Source organism: Planctomycetia bacterium (assembly GCA_015075745.1).
Lineage (GTDB): Bacteria > Planctomycetota > Phycisphaerae > UBA1845 > UTPLA1 > UTPLA1.
Genome location: JABTTW010000002.1, coordinates 164,668 through 178,508, shown reverse-complemented (window position 1 = coordinate 178,508; position 13,841 = coordinate 164,668). Strand labels below are relative to the sequence as shown.

Sequence of the window (13,841 nt, the reverse complement as noted above, 5' to 3'; positions counted from 1 at the left end):
GCGCAGTCATGAGACTCGATCGATCGGGATGGTCAGGGCGGGGGCGGCGGCGCGGATGGCCTGCCCGTCGGATTTACATTCTGGTCTCAGTGCTCTGTGCCAGCGGGTTTATTGTCGCCATTGCGTTGTGGCCTCGCAAGGCAACTACGCCGCGAAGCCATAGCAGTCTCCGGGCGGCGCCGTCGGCCGAGTTGATCGCGGCGACAAGGGTCAGCTCCGCCACTTTTCAATCGCATCTCGTTCGTACTATCCAGGAGCAGGGACATCTGACGGTTACGCTCCATGTGGGACTCACCGACGGAGAGGCCTCGCCGTCGAAGTTCACCAACGGGAACGATCCGCGCACGAACCTGTGCTGGGGGGCGCTTTACGGTGTTGATACGCACATGGCGAATGCCGCGGGTTGGCGGCGTTTCTACGGCGACAAGGGGGATGGGAAGCGCATCATCCGACGGTCGATTTTCTCCCGCCGAGTGACGCCTTCGGCGGAATGGGTTGCCGCGGGCGTGGATCAGCCATTCGACGTTTATGTATTGGCGAATGCATGGCCGGCATCGAGGCTTCGGGATGCGATGAGCCAACCGATCCGCGATGCCTGCGCGGACGGGCCGGTGGTGGTTACGCACGACGGGATGAGCCTGGCGTTCGGTTCGGCGAGCTGCATGGTCGGATACCTCGGCCCGAACGCGATGGCGGACGCGTATTGGGACCCCTTCGAGGCATGCAAGTCGGGCGGGCATCCGCGGATCGGCTTGTTTTACCTTTCGTCGATGAGTGCGGTCTATCTTTACGGTTCTGCGGTGCGGCATGGGTTTTATCCCGTGCTCTTTGCCCGGCTGCCGATCGTGCCAGAGGCGTATCTGTTTGACGGGATGATGCAGGCGCTTTTGGAGGGCGAGTTGGACGAGGGATTTCTCGATTCAGCGGCGAGGGCGTACGCGAAGTATCAGAAATCTGTTCCCGCAGAGAGCGCCGCCTCGATGCTCTATCAGTAGTATGTCGTGCGAAAAGGTGGAGTGGTTCGCGTGCGTGCGAACCGTCGATGTCTAACCGGTCCTGATGTGGCCCGGCACGTCAATTCCACGGGGCCAGCCCTGGCCACCGGTCGCCTGTCGGAGATTCAGGATCAGTTCGATTTCGCCGACTCGGCGATCGAGCTTGCGGGCGATTTCCAGCGGCAGCATGCCCTGATCGGCGAGGGCGAAGATTTCTTCATGTTGCGCCGTCGTGGCATCAATGCTTGCCGGTGAGGAATCTGGCGGCGAGCCTGTGGACGCAGAGGCGGCGTTTGCGGGCGGCGTTTCTTGTCCGGCTGTTTCTTCAAGACCGAGGGAGGCGCCGGCCGCCTTCGCGGCGTCGAGGAGGATGCGCAGTGCGGCAATTCGACGGTCGGCTTCGCCGATGACGCCTTCGAGTCGGGCGAACTTGGTATCCACCTGGGAGCTGATTTCGCGGGAGAGCTTGTCCAGCTCGATGAGGAGATGTTCCATGTCTCCCTTGATATTCGCGCCGTGAGAAGTCGCGGTGTCGATTTCACGACGATACTGGCGGGGCGATCCTTCTGACGGGGTGGACCGGCGAAGCATGCGCATGAAGAGGAAACCCGCCAGAACGACGGCTGCCAGCAGGAGCAGTTGCGGGGTACTCGCAGGGTATCCTTCGGCGAACAATGCGTCGGGTAGGGCCATTGCGAGCATCTTAAGTCTGATTGGCGGCGCGCCAAGCAGATTCAGCGGCATATGACACGTCATGGAGTGACGCACCGTGCTTTTCGGCGGCGGCTGCGCAGTCGTCATACTCGGGGGCGATGATGCATACGACGGCGCCTCGAAGGCCCAGCTTGACGCGGATCTCGCCGAAGGGCGTCGTGACCTTATCGATGCGGCGGTCGAGTTTTCGACGGGACCAGGTCTGACGGCGGACGCCGAATGTCGGTGTTTGGGCAAACATCGCGGCCTCGCAGGCGTCGGCCGTGGCCGGCTCGGCGATGACGCTGAGCAAAACGCCAGGGCGATTCTTCTTCATCTGAATGGGCATGGTGAAAACGTCGAGCGCTCCGGCGGAGAAGAGGGCGTCGACGGCGCGGCCGATCTGCTGGCCGGTTGCGTCGTCGATGTTGGTCTCCAGAACCACGACCACATCCTCCTGCAACGGAGTGGGAGTTGTCGGGGTTCCGATGATCAAGCGGAGGATGTTGGGGCGCGTCTTTCCGTCGCGGGTGCCGGCGCCGTAGCCGATGCGGTCGATCTTCATGGGCGGCAGGGGGCCGAAGCTCTCCGCCAGCGTACCGAGGATGGCCGCGCCGGTCGGCGTGAGGAGTTCACCCTGCTCGGCGCATTCGGCGATGGGGATGCCGCGGAGGAGTTCGGCGGTGGCGGGGGCGGGGACGGGCATGAGGCCGTGATCGCACTTGACGGTGCCGCTGCCGGTGGGGATGGGGGAGCAGACGATCCGGGTGAGCCCCAGGGCCTCGACGCCGATGCATGCGCCGACGACGTCGACGATGGCATCGATGGCGCCGACTTCGTGGAAGTGCACCTTTTCGATGGTTGTGCCGTGGACCTTGGCCTCGGCCTCGGCGAGACGCGTGAAAATCTGCTTGCTGCGCGTTTTGATCGAGTCGGCGAGCGACGAATCGTCGATGATCCTGGTGATGTGATGCAGGTGGCGGTGGGCGGGCTTGTCGTTGATATGCACGTCGACTTTGACGGCGGCGAAGCCCTGCTTTTTGATGTGATTAATCTCAAGCTCGTAGCCGGTGACGTTCAACTTTTCCAACTGCGAGCGCAGATGGGCCTCGGGCAGGCCGGCGGAGAGCATGGCGCTGAGGATCATGTCACCCGCTGCGCCGCTGAAGCAATCGAAGTATCCGATCATGATTTTCCTTGTGGCACCGTTATTTTCCTTGTGGCACCGTTTCGGCATCCATTTTCCCGTGTGGGCTCTGTCGTGGCAAGGATGGCCGCTTTCAATGCGGGATTTTGCGCGTGAGCTGGGCTTTGATTTCGGGCCAGTCGGTGTCGGTGATGCTGTAATAGACGGAGTCGCGGATGTGGCCGTCCCAGAGAATCATGTGTCGTCGAAAGACGCCTTCGCGGGCTGCGCCGATTCGCTCCAGGGCCCGTTGGGATTTTTCATTGCGGAGGTCGGTCTTGAACTCGACGCGCATCGCGCCGAGCTTTTCGAAGGCGTGGGTAAGAAGCAGGAGCTTGGACTCGGTGTTAATGGGGGTGCGCTGGGCGTCGGTAGCCAACCAGGTCCAGCCGATCTCGAGGCCGCGATGCTCTCGGCGGATGCTCAGGAATCGCGTCGAGCCGACGGCGCGGTCGTCGGAGAGGCGAATGATGGCGAAGGGAACCTGACTGCCGGCGCGGTGCTCGGCGAGGGCGGCGTCGATCCACGTCTTGACGGCTTCGACATCGGCAAAGGGCGAGCTGGGCATGTATTGCCAGATGGAGGGATCGCGGCCGATGGCGAGGAGATCGTCGGCGTGTGTGTGAGTGAGCGGTTCGAGGCGCGTTTGGCGGCCGGTGAGGACGGTGGGCTGGGGATCGAAGGGGCGTTTGTTCGTGATCATGATACCCTCATGGGTTCTCGCGGGAGCCAACCCCATTGTAGGGGCGGATGCGCTGCGGGCGAAGGCGGCATTAGTTCTCGCACCTGTCATCCGGCGAGTTAAGATTCGGCGATGCGTCGCCTTCGGTTCAAACACCGGCATGGGAACTTCCACTTCAATTTCAGGTTTTGGTATTACCTGATCATCCTGGCCATCGGAGCGGGCGTGTGGATGGCGGTGAAGAAGTATTACCCGCGGGATGCCTGGGATGCGATTAAGGCGACGTATATGCAGGATGAGGCGGAGGGGCCAGGGGAGTAGGGGGCGGACATCGTGACTTCAGAGGGGCTGATTCACCCAAGCAGTTGATCGTCAGGCAGGGGCGGGGTGAGTATTGATTGCTGCTTGAACGAGGCCCTTTACGAATCTGAATGGTTCTGCACGAGTCCACAAACGGATTTCCAAGAATTGACCGTCCGAGGTCTCATTTCGGCTTTTTGCCTGGCAAAGGAGACTCTGACCACGCCACTTCGCAAATCGATACGGCTCAGCAGAATGGCTTTTCCCGTAAACATCGAAAAGCGAAGTACATCCAACCGGCCGGGCACAAATCGTTAATAGACCGGGAACAGTCGGGCAGGTACCCACGCGAGGACGAATCCCAGCATTTGGCCGGCATTGGCAAGGCCAAGCGTTGACTTTAGATAATGCTGAATAACATACTGGATTACACCCCAATGAATATCCCGACGATGACCACGAATGCCATCGAGGACGTAGCACAAAAGCGCTCGACGATGATCGGCTCGAATGGTGCGTCCTCAATATCAGCGAAATGCGATAGTTCCCGTAAATCACCGATCACTTGAACGCGAGCGCCCAGAGCTATTGGAGAAGTCTCCTCCCTCGTCAAAATTTGATCGGGCTTGTGCTTGGTATTCAAATAGACCCAGTTCGCGATTCCTGGAGCTATAACCGAATTTCGTTGATGGTGGCGGGATAAAAAAAGGCGGCGTACTCTCGGGACTTGTTCGAGGTTCCGAGCCGCCCACGATGGGCAGAGGAGTACGCCGATGCAGGAGAGTAACGAGTCGATCGAGACGATTCCAGTCCCCAGCCGAGACGTTTTGACGGAGATTCTGCGGGACGGGGCCCAACGGCTCCTGGGCCAGGCGATCGAGGCGGAGGTCGATGGCTGGATCGAAGGGCACGCCGATCTGCGCGATCCGCAAGGCCGCCGGCAGGTGGTCAAGAACGGCCATCATCCCACCCGGACCCTCGTCACCGGCGTCGGGCCGGTGGAGGTGACGCAGCCGCGGGTGTGGGACCGTCGGATCGTCGGCCGCGGCGAGGCCGGCGAAGCGTTGGATGCAAATGGCCAGGCCGTGGAGCGGTTCTGTTCGTCGATTTTGCCGCCGTACCTGCGGAAGACGAAGGCCATCGAGGAGTTGATCCCCTGGCTGTACCTCAAGGGCATCAGCACCGGAGACTTCAGCGAGGCCCTGCAGGCGCTGGTCGGTCCCCAGGCGGCGGGGCTCAGCGCCACGACGATCACGCGTTTGATGACGAGTTGGCAGGACGAGTACCAGTCATGGAATCGCCGCTCCCTGGAAGGCAAGCACTACGTGTACCTCTGGGCGGATGGGATTCACTTCAACATCCGCCTGGAGGAAGACCGGCAGTGCATTCTGGTGCTGATGGGCGCGAGGGCGGACGGCCGCAAGGAGCTGATCGCGGTGGTCGACGGCCATCGCGAGAGCGAGCAGTCGTGGTATTCGCTGCTGCTGGACTGCCAACAACGGGGCATGACGATCGACCCGAAGCTGGCCACGGCGGACGGAGCGCTGGGCTTCTGGGCGGCGCTGCCGAAGGTCTATTCGACGACCCGGGCGCAGCGCTGCTGGGTGCACAAGACGGCCAACGTGTTGGACAAGATGCCCAAGCGGGTGCAGACCGGCGCGAAGGCCAAGCTGCACGAGATCTGGATGGCGCCGACGCGGGAGAATGCGAACCAGGCGTTCGATCACTTCGTGGCCCACTACGCGGCCAAATACCCCGGCGCGGCCGAGTGCCTGGTGAAGGATCGCGAGGTGCTGCTGACGTTCTACGACTTCCCGGCCGAGCACTGGCGGCACCTGCGGACGACGAATCCGATCGAAAGTACGTTCGCCACGGTGCGGCTGCGTCACCGCCGGACCAAAGGCAACGGCAGTCGGATCGCGTGTCTGGCAATGGTGTTCAAGCTGTGCGAGTCCGCCGCGAACCACTGGCGGCTGCTCAATGGCGCGACGCTGCTTCCCGATGTCATCGCCGGTGTGAAGTTCGTCAATGGAGAAAAGGCCGAGAGAAACGCCGCCTGATTACCGCGTCATCAACGAAATTTGACCATTACTCCGATTCCTGAAGCGACTATGAGCAAGACGAACGGAACACTGACCAAAATGCCGAATCGATTGATTAGAAATTCGAGGACAGCCACTAGCGCCACGACCAGTGCGAGAACGATCAATGGGTTTGGCGTGCTGTACTGAACATATCCTCAATGCTTGGTGAAGACTAACGACACCGTTTCGGCGGAGTTTGAATCCTCGATTTGCATGTCGGATTGCGAATCGTTCGGGAGTGCGTTTGTCATTCGCAAATCTATCCGGTTGCCAACGGTTAGAAGTGCGGCTCGGGCTTGTCCTGTGTCGAGGGCTCCTCGAGATTCTTTAGGGCAGCCATTAGCCCGGGCATCGCGTCCACAAGTATTCGATCATGCTTGGTATCGAATACAACGGTTCGCTGCGTCCAGTCGCTTCCTCGGACGATCAGGAATCCCTCTTTCTCTAGGAGCGCGATCGCCGTCGGGTCCCTGAAAGATACCGAAATCGCAACCAGTTTGTCGGACTCACGATTCACAGTAATACTGGAACAGTCTGTGAAGGGGCCCTTCTTACCATCGAAGGTCTTCGAGTGAGGGAAAGTATCGGTATAGGTTTTTCGTGTGACTGTCAGGTTCCCAATTTTGATGGGTTTGCCATTGGAGCCGCGAGGAAGCAGTGGCACCGTTATCCACTTTAGCTTAGGCGGAGATTCACTCAGCTCCTTAGCCCTCTCGAATCTCTCTTTTAGTTGGACGCATCGCGCAGGAAATCCCTTTTCCTTCACCAACTCGCGAACGCGATCGTTGTAGGCCCTCGATTCAGCCTGTTGATTGGGCGTGAAAACGCACCCGCGCGATTTGATTCGCAGCCCCGTCTCGGCGTCTACATATGCGGGAAACAAGACGAGCCCAAATGTCTCGATCTCGGGTCTGCCGTTCTCGTAATCGATTTCTGCACGACGACTTCCCTTTCGACGCGCGTCCTCGACGGACCATTGATCCATGGGATCAACGCGAATTCCCGTGAAACGAGGACGGTTACCCGGGTCACTCGGCTGAGATGCAGGTGGCTTGTCGCCGCCAAAGTACATCGCGGCAGCAAGAAACACCAAGGTCCGGCCCATGACAGTGCTCCGATCGAATAAAATTAAGAGTCTACGGATTGTACACTCTCGAATCGATCCCGATTGCAGCGGCTTCGGCTTTTTGTCAGCTCTGCAGCGCTTTCATGAATGCCGTTACTCCGGCGCCCATTTCAAACTTATAGCCCTGCTCGGCGAGGGTCCATTCCATGGCGGCGATGGCGCCGACGGTGTCGACTTCGTCCACGTAGCCCATGTGGTTCAGGCGGATCATCTTGCCCTTGAGCTCTCCCTGGCCGGCGGCGACGTGGATGCCGTACTTGGACCGCATCGTCTTGCGCCACTTGTCGTCTTCGACGCCTGCGGGAATGTTGATGCCGGTTACGCTGTCGGCGGGGTCGGCGGCGAAGATGGTCATGCCCAGTGCCTTGGAGGCGGCACGCGTGGCTTTGGCAAGGCGGGCCGAGCGGGCCCAGACATTTTCAATGCCTTCGGCCTTGATCTGTCGCAGCGTGTAGCGAAGGCCCTTGACCAGTTGGTTGTTCGGCGTCCACGGTACGTCGCTGTCCTTCTGGCTCTTGCGATAGGCCTTGAAGCAGTTGTAGAAGGCGGGGGCGTCGTGCGACTCGATGACCTCCCATGCCCGATCGCTGACGGCGGCGAAGGCCAGGCCCGGCGGGAGCATGAGGGCCTTCTGCGAACCGGTGACGGCGACGTCGATGCCCCACTCGTCCATCTTAAAGGGCATAGTGCCGATGGAGGTGATGCCGTCGACAATGCACAGCGCGCCGTGATCGCGGCAGGCCTTGGCGATACCCTGGGCCTCGCTGAGGGCGCAGGTGCTGGTCTCGCTGTGGACGAAGATGACGGCCTTCACGTCGGCGTTCTTCTTGAGCATGTCCATGATGCCCTCGGCCTTGAAGCCGTGGCCGTACTCGAGCTTGTACTCGACGTGCGGCAGGGCGAAGCGCTTGAGGATCTTCACCCAGCGTTCGCCGAATTTGCCGGAGTGGCAGACGAGGGTCTTGGCGTCCTTTTTGCAGCAGCCGAGGATGGCGCCTTCCATCGCGGCGGACCCGCTGCCGGTGAGGACGAGCGGCTGACATTTCGTTTGATAGACGTAGGAGAGCAGCTCGGTGCACTCCTTGAACATCTCTTTGAAGCCGCTGGTGCGGTGGTGGTCGAGGGGGTAGGCCATCTCCAAAAGGGCTTCGGGGCTGACCATCGTCGGGCCGGGGGTGAAGAGTCGGAGCTTCATCATTGCAGGTGCCTCCAGGTGTTGAATGGACGCCGGGACACGCGGCAAACGGCGTGCCAGCGGGCGCATGCGGGAGTATATCGCGCGGGGCGGGCGTGCTCAATTTGGGGGAAAAGGACGATCGCCGGGCGGGCGCGGGAAGGCGTAGAATGTGGCAATGAAGGAGCGCTCTCGGGCCTGTCGGTTTTTTGTGGCTGTCGGCGTGACGGTGTCCGCTTTTCTGTTCGTGTTCACCGTTGTCGGGCATGTCTGGAACGTCTGCTACGTTGGGCCGAGTGGTTACTCGCTCTACGTGGGCAACGGCTATGTCGAGTACGGCTATGGTTGGGGGTGGATTCGGCGGAGGATGTTTCACGATGGGCGGGTGGAAAAAGGGTGGAAACTGAAGAGGACGCTTCCGGCGCTGGCCGGTACGGTCCCTGTGGATATTCCTCCGAGCATTCAAGTGCCGGTTTGGTTCTGTACGGTGATCTCAATCGGGGCCACTTACGCGCTTCGAAGGCGAGGCCGACTTTGGGAATGGCCTGAGCTCTATCTTATCCTGTTTTGGCTGATTTATTCCGTGACCGTGATGCTCTTCTATTTCCTGGTCCAGGAGTTCTTCTACATCGTTGATGTCCGATTCATGGAACATAACACTCTTTCACTTGCCATAGGGCTTTCTGCAGTTCTTGTCCTGCTCCCTTGTTTCTATGCGAGGATTTATCGCAGGCACATTCTTGAGTATCGTATCCGGCACGGCCTCTGCGTAACCTGCCGCTACAACCTGACGGGCAACGTCAGCGGAATCTGCCCGGAGTGTGGAACGCCGATACGACGGGAGATCGATGCTCGAAACGCAGGTTAGTGACAAGGGCCCGCAGATCATCAATAATCCGGTTAAGGGACGAGTTGATCGAATAGCTGAGGGACCACGGATGGCTAAGACGAAGTCAAAGAAGAGCACATCGGGCAGCGCCAAGGCGCGTAATAACGCCACGGCGGGGAAGATCGTCGCGCTGGCGGAGTCGGTCGTCGCGGCGGCGTCGAAAAAGCGCGACCCGGCGGTGGACATTCCGATCCGCTCGCTTTCCAACGCCAAGTACAACAAGAACAAGCGCATCATCGAGATGGGCGACAAGCGGCAGACGCGCACATTCTTTAATATGGGTCAGGCAAAGAACTTCATGCAGACCGTGCTGATCGCCAGCGGCTGCAAGAAGCTGATCGACGAAGACAAGACGGTGAGCATCCGAGGTCTATATTACCTGACGAAGCACACGATACCCGGCACGAGCGAGAAGACGTTCAACGATCAGGGTGAGAGCGACCCGATTATTGAGGACCTTGAGGTGGCGATGGCGTCGCTGCGCGAGGAGCTGCACGTCTTCGCCGACAATCGCGGGAGCATCGCGGGCAATCTCACCATTGTCAGCCGCGGCGACGAGATCGACCTGCGGCGGATGGGCGCGGGGGGATTCAGCATCCCGAGTATCGTCGAACCGGATGTGATGCAGTTCAGGAAGTGCGAGGCGAAGTTCATCCTGCACGTCGAAAAGGGTACCGTCTGGAACCGATTCAATGAGGACAAATTCTGGCAGAAGCACAACTGCATTCTCACCCACGGCGGCGGTCAGCCCCCGCGCGGCGTGCGGCGGCTGCTCAAGCGGATGCACACGGAACTGAAGCTGCCGGTTTATTGTCTGCTCGATAACGATCCGTGGGGGTATTACATCTACAGCGTCATCAAGCAGGGGTCGATCAATCTGGCGTTCGAGAGCGAGCGTATGGCGGTGCCGGACGCGAAGCTGATCGGTGTGCGCAGCCACGACTACGAAGACTACGACCTTTCCGACGACGTGAAGATCGCCGTCGATGACAAGGACATCAAGCGCGCCAGGCAGATCATGGAGTATCCCTGGTTCAAAGGGAAGAAGGACTGGGCCAAGGAAGTGGACGCGATGCTCAAGCACGGCTTCAAGATGGAAGTCGAGTCGCTTCTGACGAAGAGCATCAGCTTCGTGACGGAGACCTACGTGCCGGAGAAGCTCAAGCAGCGAAGCAAGTGGCTGGACTAGGAAAGTGAGGCAGGGGGGGCGGAATGAACCTGCTAAAGGACGAGGGCCAAGTATGGTCGTCCGGCACGACGCCGACGTGATTCAGGCCGACCGCCAAAGTTGAGTTAGACGGACGCGACGTGTGTGTAATGCCCTGCCAAGTCGATACGGGTCCCGGCGCGGCGCCGGGCGGACCGGCGCGTGAAGTTTCCACGGTTGCGTCCGCAAGGAGGTCTTCGCCAACCATGGAGCTGGGATAGGCTTCGCCTCCTAAGTAGAAACGCAGAATCCTTTACGCTGCCTTTTTGTAAACTTCGTCATGATCGTACATGAATCCCATTTTGTCGCGGTGGCCATTGACACGGGCGATGCCGAGGCGGAACGCATCTATGAGATCATCGACGGTTGCAAACAGGATATTGGCGATGACCGTCCGTTTCAGATGTCCCCACAACCGTTCGATGAGATTGAGGCTCGGGCAGTACGGCGGCAGCCAGTAGATGGTGATCTGGTCGGCGTGGGCCGCCAGCCATTCGTAGACGGCCTGGGTATGGTGAAATCTTCCGTTGTCGCAGATCAGCCGAATCTTTCGGCCGGCGATCCACGAGGCCTACGCGGCCAGCCGGCAGACCTATGGCAGCCCGCGGGTTCACGCGGCCCTGGCGGCTCAGGGTGTGCGTTGCAGTGTGAACACGGTGGCCAAGATCATGCGGGAAGACGGGCTCTGTGCGCGCCGACGGCGTAAAACCACGGCGACCACGGATTCGTTGCATTCCCTGCCGGTGGCCGAGAACCTGCTGGCCCGCAACTTCGTTCGCAGCGCCCCGAACCAGGTGTGGGTCAGTGACATGACCTATATCCCCACGGGAGAAGGCTGGTTGTACCTGGCCACGACTCTGGATCTGTACTCGCGGCGGATCGTGGGGTGGTCCATGAATGAACGGATGACCCGCGATCTGGTGATCGACGCTCTGCAGATGGCCGTTGCACAGCGGAACCCGCCGAAGGGATTGATGCATCATTCAGATCGCGGCAGCCAGTACGCCAGCAGCGATTTTCAGCGGATGCTCACGGCACACGGGATGATCTGCAGCATGAGCCGAAAAGGCGAGGTCTACGACAATGCGGTGATGGAGAGCTTCTATGCGACGCTCAAGGGTGAACTGGTCCACCCCGCGCGCTATGCGACCCGGGACGAGGCCCGAAAGGCCATCTTTGAATGGATCGAGGTGTTTTACAATCGCCAGCGGCTGCACTCGAGCCTGGGCTACCGGTGCCCGGCCGACTACGAGGCCGCGGCATGAGTTCTCTTAGCCACGTGTCCACTTAATGTGGGGAAGCCCACGAGATTGCCCTCGCTCGTGCGTGAATCCCTTCTCGCACGCCTCCCGATGGGAATCCCTTCCCATGCCTTTGTCTTCCGTCGACCGTCTTCCCGCGCCAAGGGCGCACAGACCAAAACTCAAGAGATGTAACTCGCCTTCCGCCCGGTAGGGCGCACGATGGTAGCAAGTGGCTTTAGCCACGGGTCAACGAGCCCAACCACCACCCCCTTCTTTTTTTCCCCACCGCCCGGTAGGGCGGACGACGATCACCGGAAGACTTCATTCTCGTCGAACTCGATTCCGTGTCGCCGGAGGAGTGCGAGAAAGGATTCACGCACGAGCGGCGAGAGCGCGGGGCGCATGCGAGAAAAATGGAAGATTAGGATTAGGAGCAGGATTAAGATTAGGAATCGCGGTAAAAACCCCTACTCGATCACCAAGCCGTCGTGGGCCAGGGCCATGCCGGCCGGCAGCTCCCGGTTCGTCTCCGCGTGCGGAAGCTCGTGGGCGATGTGCGTAAAGAACGTCCGCTTCGCGCCGATCCGCTGGGCGTGCTCCACCGCCTGGTCCAGATTGAAGTGCGTTGGATGCGGCCGTTTGCGCAGGGCGTCGAGCACCAGCACGTCGAGCCCCTCCAATAGCGGCCACGACGATTCGGGAATCTTGCCGACGTCGGTGCAATACGCAAAGTTCCCGACGCGAAAGCCCAGCACCGGCAGGGTCCCATGCAGCAGCGGGATCGGCGTGATGGTGCGCCCGCCGATCTCGAAGGGCCCGTTGATCTCGTGCAGGGCAAGGCGCGGCTTGGCCGAGGGGTAGTCCGCGTCCTGCTCGAAGACATAGGGGAACATATTGCGCAGGCGTTCGAGCGTCTCGGCCTGACCGTAGCAGGGCAACGCCTGATCCTGCACCCAGTTGAAGCGGCGAAGATCGTCGAGCCCGGCAACGTGGTCAATGTGATGATGGGTATAGAGCACGGCGTCGGCCCGGCGAATGTCGTTGGCCAGACATTGGAGGCGCAGTTCCGGCGAGGTATCGACGAGGAGGCTCGTCGAGTCATAGCGGATGAGGATGCTCGGCCGGGTGCGCTTGTCTCGCGGGTCGGTGGAGATGCAGACGGCGCAGTCGCAGGCGATCATCGGCACCCCGTGGGAAGTGCCGGACCCGAGGATGGTTACGTTCAATCCGAGGTCGCTCATCGCAGGGGATTATACAGGCCGTGGCCGGTGTGCCGATGAATCTCATGGCGGCCGGGGGCGATCGCCTGAAATGGAAGGAGCGGCATGCCGACCGGACTAGTCCTGATTTCGACGGTGAGCCTTTGGGCCGGCGGGGTCGGTGCGCCCCCCACCGAGACGGTCGCGTGGCAGGCGGCCCTGGACCGCGCGGGCTATTCGGCGGGGATCATTGATGGCCAGGCGGGCCGAAAGCTGGAGGTTGCCATTCGGACGTTTCAAACGGCGCGCGGCCTGAAAGTCACCGGCAAGCAGGACGACGAGACCGCCACGGCCCTGGGAATCAGCAAGACCGCGCCGACGATCGCGTACAAGATCACCGCCGCCGATGTGAAGATGGTGCAGCCGCCGCCGGTGAAGTGGCAGGACAAGGCGAAGCGCTCACGACTCGGTTACCGATCGCTGGTCGATCTGCTCGGCGAGCGCGGGCACTGCACGCAGCCGCTGTTGGCCCGGCTCAATCCGCGGGTGAATCTCAATGCGCTGAAGGCGGGCGATCAGGTCGTGCTCCCCAGCGTCTGGTCGCCGCAGTCGCCGCCGCGCGCCGCGAAGCTGCGGGTGGACCTCGCCGCCAAGACGATTCAAGTGCTCGACCGGTCGTCGAAGGTGATCGGCCTGTTTCACTGCTCGATCGCCAAGGACAAGGCCAAGCGCCCCAGCGGCAAGGCGCGAGTCGTCACGGTGAGCAAGAACCCGGACTATCTCTTCGACCCGAAGATGTGGCCGGAGGTGAAGGACGTGAAGAAGAAGCTGCGCATCCCCCCCGGCCCGCGTAACCCCGTCGGGCTGGCGTGGATCGGGCTTTCGCTGCCGGGATACGGGATTCACGGCACGCCGGAACCGGCGATGATCGGCAAGACGGGCTCGCACGGGTGTTTTCGGCTGGCGAACTGGGACGCGGTTCGGCTGTCCCGGATGGTGCGGGTGGGCACGCCGGTTGAGTTTATTGACGAGGCCGTCTCGTATGCCACGCGGCCGTGATAT

The 13,841-nt window shown here is 60.8% G+C and carries 14 protein-coding genes; 7 read left to right on the top strand and 7 right to left on the bottom strand.

All coding sequences use genetic code 11. The features are described 5' to 3' along the window. Positions 1–8 precede the first annotated feature (8 nt). Complete coding sequence (locus HS101_14300) at positions 9–995, top strand: hypothetical protein (GenBank protein MBE7507438.1); 987 nt, start codon at positions 9–11, stop codon at positions 993–995. A 51-nt stretch (positions 996–1,046) separates the two neighbouring features. Here the strand turns inward: HS101_14300 and HS101_14295 are convergent, their stop codons facing one another. From HS101_14295 to HS101_14285, 3 genes are all read right to left on the bottom strand, one after another. Further along, positions 1,047–1,688: a hypothetical protein gene (locus HS101_14295; GenBank protein MBE7507437.1), complete on the bottom strand. Its 642-nt coding sequence runs from the start codon at positions 1,686–1,688 to the stop codon at positions 1,047–1,049. A gap of 10 nt (positions 1,689–1,698) precedes the next feature. After that, a complete protein-coding gene (gene larC, locus HS101_14290) occupies positions 1,699–2,877 on the bottom strand; it encodes a nickel pincer cofactor biosynthesis protein LarC (protein ID MBE7507436.1) in 1,179 nt (392 codons plus the stop codon). 91 nt (positions 2,878–2,968) lie between these two features. Further along, positions 2,969–3,577, bottom strand: a complete 609-nt coding sequence (locus HS101_14285; GenBank protein MBE7507435.1) for a GNAT family N-acetyltransferase — start codon at positions 3,575–3,577, stop codon at positions 2,969–2,971. Positions 3,578–3,688: 111 nt separating this feature from the next. On the opposite strand from HS101_14285, the gene HS101_14280 reads away from it, so the two are divergent. Both HS101_14280 and HS101_14275 read left to right on the top strand, forming a co-directional pair. Next, positions 3,689–3,877: a hypothetical protein gene (locus tag HS101_14280; protein ID MBE7507434.1), complete on the top strand. Its 189-nt coding sequence runs from the start codon at positions 3,689–3,691 to the stop codon at positions 3,875–3,877. Positions 3,878–4,629: 752 nt separating this feature from the next. Next, positions 4,630–5,916 carry an IS256 family transposase gene (locus HS101_14275; GenBank protein ID MBE7507433.1) on the top strand — a complete coding sequence of 429 codons (1,287 nt, stop codon included), beginning with the start codon at positions 4,630–4,632 and terminating at the stop codon, positions 5,914–5,916. 301 nt (positions 5,917–6,217) lie between these two features. Here HS101_14275 and HS101_14270 read toward each other — a convergent pair whose 3' ends face one another. Then, positions 6,218–7,045, bottom strand: coding sequence for a hypothetical protein (locus HS101_14270; GenBank protein ID MBE7507432.1), 828 nt, complete (start codon positions 7,043–7,045; stop codon positions 6,218–6,220). Between the two features lie 85 nt (positions 7,046–7,130). Further along, positions 7,131–8,264, bottom strand: a complete 1,134-nt coding sequence (locus HS101_14265) for an alanine--glyoxylate aminotransferase family protein (protein MBE7507431.1) — start codon at positions 8,262–8,264, stop codon at positions 7,131–7,133. A gap of 154 nt (positions 8,265–8,418) precedes the next feature. Here HS101_14265 and HS101_14260 point away from each other — a divergent pair, with 154 nt between their 5' ends. Further along, entirely contained in the window at positions 8,419–9,108 is a 690-nt protein-coding gene (locus HS101_14260) for a hypothetical protein (protein ID MBE7507430.1), read from the top strand. Between the two features lie 70 nt (positions 9,109–9,178). Further along, positions 9,179–10,318 carry a DNA topoisomerase IV subunit A gene (locus tag HS101_14255; GenBank protein MBE7507429.1) on the top strand — a complete coding sequence of 380 codons (1,140 nt, stop codon included), beginning with the start codon at positions 9,179–9,181 and terminating at the stop codon, positions 10,316–10,318. Positions 10,319–10,589: 271 nt separating this feature from the next. Here the strand turns inward: HS101_14255 and HS101_14250 are convergent, their stop codons facing one another. Beyond that, positions 10,590–10,898 (bottom strand): transposase, encoded by a 309-nt coding sequence (locus HS101_14250; protein ID MBE7507428.1) that lies wholly within the window; start codon positions 10,896–10,898, stop codon positions 10,590–10,592. Between HS101_14250 and HS101_14245 the strand changes: the two genes are divergently transcribed. Further along, positions 10,864–11,601 carry an IS3 family transposase gene (locus tag HS101_14245; GenBank protein MBE7507427.1) on the top strand — a complete coding sequence of 246 codons (738 nt, stop codon included), beginning with the start codon at positions 10,864–10,866 and terminating at the stop codon, positions 11,599–11,601. The genes HS101_14250 and HS101_14245 overlap by 35 nt on opposite strands. Before the next feature lie 446 nt (positions 11,602–12,047). Here the strand turns inward: HS101_14245 and HS101_14240 are convergent, their stop codons facing one another. Beyond that, positions 12,048–12,821 (bottom strand): MBL fold metallo-hydrolase, encoded by a 774-nt coding sequence (locus tag HS101_14240; GenBank protein MBE7507426.1) that lies wholly within the window; start codon positions 12,819–12,821, stop codon positions 12,048–12,050. Between the two features lie 84 nt (positions 12,822–12,905). On the opposite strand from HS101_14240, the gene HS101_14235 reads away from it, so the two are divergent. Beyond that, positions 12,906–13,838 (top strand): murein L,D-transpeptidase, encoded by a 933-nt coding sequence (locus HS101_14235; protein MBE7507425.1) that lies wholly within the window; start codon positions 12,906–12,908, stop codon positions 13,836–13,838. Positions 13,839–13,841: the final 3 nt, after the last annotated feature.

Bases quoted from the DNA above. Each gene is read 5' to 3' on its own strand.
- HS101_14300 (MBE7507438.1), top strand. From the start codon at position 9: ATGAGACTCGATCGATCGGGATGGTCAGGGCGGGGGCGGCGGCGCGGA.
- HS101_14295 (MBE7507437.1), bottom strand. From the start codon at position 1,688: ATGGCCCTACCCGACGCATTGTTCGCCGAAGGATACCCTGCGAGTACC.
- larC (MBE7507436.1), bottom strand. From the start codon at position 2,877: ATGATCGGATACTTCGATTGCTTCAGCGGCGCAGCGGGTGACATGATC.
- HS101_14285 (MBE7507435.1), bottom strand. From the start codon at position 3,577: ATGATCACGAACAAACGCCCCTTCGATCCCCAGCCCACCGTCCTCACC.
- HS101_14280 (MBE7507434.1), top strand. From the start codon at position 3,689: ATGCGTCGCCTTCGGTTCAAACACCGGCATGGGAACTTCCACTTCAAT.
- HS101_14275 (MBE7507433.1), top strand. From the start codon at position 4,630: ATGCAGGAGAGTAACGAGTCGATCGAGACGATTCCAGTCCCCAGCCGA.
- HS101_14270 (MBE7507432.1), bottom strand. From the start codon at position 7,045: ATGGGCCGGACCTTGGTGTTTCTTGCTGCCGCGATGTACTTTGGCGGC.
- HS101_14265 (MBE7507431.1), bottom strand. From the start codon at position 8,264: ATGATGAAGCTCCGACTCTTCACCCCCGGCCCGACGATGGTCAGCCCC.
- HS101_14260 (MBE7507430.1), top strand. From the start codon at position 8,419: ATGAAGGAGCGCTCTCGGGCCTGTCGGTTTTTTGTGGCTGTCGGCGTG.
- HS101_14255 (MBE7507429.1), top strand. From the start codon at position 9,179: ATGGCTAAGACGAAGTCAAAGAAGAGCACATCGGGCAGCGCCAAGGCG.
- HS101_14240 (MBE7507426.1), bottom strand. From the start codon at position 12,821: ATGAGCGACCTCGGATTGAACGTAACCATCCTCGGGTCCGGCACTTCC.
- HS101_14235 (MBE7507425.1), top strand. From the start codon at position 12,906: ATGCCGACCGGACTAGTCCTGATTTCGACGGTGAGCCTTTGGGCCGGC.